Source organism: Actinomyces sp. oral taxon 849 str. F0330, from assembly GCF_000239715.1.
In the GTDB taxonomy this organism is placed as follows: domain Bacteria; phylum Actinomycetota; class Actinomycetes; order Actinomycetales; family Actinomycetaceae; genus Actinomyces; species Actinomyces johnsonii.
In genome coordinates this window covers 1-2,167 of sequence record NZ_JH470378.1, presented here as the reverse complement: position 1 = coordinate 2,167, position 2,167 = coordinate 1, and the positions used below count along the sequence as shown (strand labels likewise).

2 pseudogenes are annotated in these 2,167 nt (G+C 65.6%); both read left to right on the top strand.

The annotated features are described in order from the left end of the window. Positions 1-241: 241 nt before the first annotated feature. Positions 242-370: pseudogene (locus tag HMPREF0975_RS17415) on the top strand (IS3 family transposase); the annotation flags it as partial. A gap of 128 nt (positions 371-498) precedes the next feature. Then, a pseudogene (locus tag HMPREF0975_RS14185) lies at positions 499-1,774 on the top strand (IS256 family transposase). The last annotated feature ends 393 nt before the right edge of the window (positions 1,775-2,167 follow it).

The window sequence follows — 2,167 nt, the reverse complement described above, 5'->3', positions numbered from 1 at the left end:
GTCTCGTCGTGGGCTGAGCCCAGGTGCTCCACGATCCGACGCACACCACCGGACTTGGACACGATCTGCACCGCCGTGGCCCCCGAAGCGGTCCTGACCTTACGCACAAACGGGCTCACACCAGTGCACCATACGGGCTCTTAGTGCCCCACCACCAGACCCCCAACACCGCAATACCAACGAAAACTCACATCCCACCACCCACAACCCACCAAAATGTCACGAGTCAGGGTAGTGGCCGGGAACCACCACTGACGAGGCACAGCGGATCAAGGAGCTAGAGAAAGAGGCCCGAGAGCTGCGAAGAGCCAACGCGATCCTGAAAAGCGCGTCAGCTTGTCTATCGCGGCGGAGTGTGAGCGCCCGTCCCGGGTGGGTCTCTTAGTGTGGTGGCAGTTCCTGCGGCGTTCCCTGGCCGGTGGTTCTGGCTTGGAGCAGGAGGGGGGCATCGTGGGGATCCGGATTCTCGACCAAGATTCACCAGGAGGTTGTCCCACGATGCCCCCTCACCAGTCTGCCGTCTCCGTCCTGATTCAGGATAGTCCTTGCCGACCCGGACCTGGCTCATGATGACGTCTTCCGTCGTCTGCTCCAGGCCGGTCTGCAGGACCTGATCGACGCCGAGGCCACCGCCGTGATCGGCGCGGGCCCCTATGAGCGCACCGAGGACCGGCGCACGCGCCGCAACGGTAAGCGCCCCAAGAAGCTGGCCACCACCGCCGGCGAGGTGGACCTGGCCATCCCCAAGCTGCGGCAGGGGTCCTTCTTCCCGTCCCTGCTCAGCCCCCGCAAGCGGGTCGACAAGGCCCTATACGCGGTGATTTGCTCCGCCTGGATTGAGGGGGTCTCCACCCGTAAGGTCGATGATCTGGTGCGGGCGCTGGGCAACGAGTCCGGTATCTCCAGATCCACGGTCTCAAGGATCTGCAAGGACATCGACGAGGCGATCGCGGAGTTTGCGTCCCGGCCGCTGGACCACACCTGGTTCCCCTACCTGTTCGTGGACGCCACCTACCTCGACGTGCGCCTAGGGCACCGGGTGGTCTGCCAGGCCCTGGTGGTCGCTACCGGCGTCTCGGCCCAGGGACGTCGCGAGATCCTGGGCATGGCTGTTGGGGACGCCGAGACCACCGACTTTTGGACCTCCTTCCTGCGCTCCCTGCGCGAGCGGGGGCTGAAGGTTCCCACCGATCAGGACCCTGAGGGGGTCGTGCTGGTCACCAGCGACGCCCATGCCGGCATCCAGGCCGCTGTCAAGGCGATCCTGCCGGGCGCGGCCTGGCAGCGGTGTCGGGTCCACTTCGCCCGCAACATCACCTCCAGGCTCGGCTCGGCCCGCTCCAAGCCTGCGGGCGCCCTGATCTCCACGATCTTCGCCCAGACCAGCCGGCAGGCCGTCACCGCCCAGTACAAGCACGTCATCGACTCCCTGAAGGACGCCTTCCCCGAGATCGCCGACATGCTCGCCGACGCCGAGGCCGACCTGACCGCGTTTGCGGCCTTCCCCAGGGAGCACTGGCAAAAGATCTGGTCCAACAACCCCATCGAGCGCCTGGGCCGCGAGATCAAGCGCCGCGCCGACGTTGTCCAGGTCTTCCCCGACCGGGAGTCCGTCACCCGCCTGATCGGAGCCGTCCTGCTCGAACAGCACGAGGAATGGCAGTACGGCGAACGCCGCTACCTGTCCAAGACATCCCTGCAACGCCTCACCCACATGCTCCACAACGACCAGCACCCCCGACCCGACCACCACACCACCACCCTCAACCCCTAACCCGATCTACACCACACCAAAAGACTTGACCGCGCTCCAGGGCCGCCCGCACCTCCAGAGCCTGGGAACGCACCACCTCGGGCAGACGACTCGGGCTGGTGCACGGGCGACGCGACCGGGACTCGAGTACCGCCGCCGACCCCTCCAGACAGGCTCGGCGCCGCAGGACGTAGAACGTCTTGCGTGAGATGGAGTGCCCGGCGCAGAACGTCGTCACCGCCCCACGAGGCGCGTCATCAGGCCACCGGGCGATCGCCAGACAGACACGAGGATCAACACTACGGTTCTTATCTGAGCTCACCCCTCAATCCCAGACCACAAGTGTCACCCCCAGACCCCACCGAAGTGTCACCGATGTCCTGACACAGAACTGTCACCCATGTCCAGAGACAT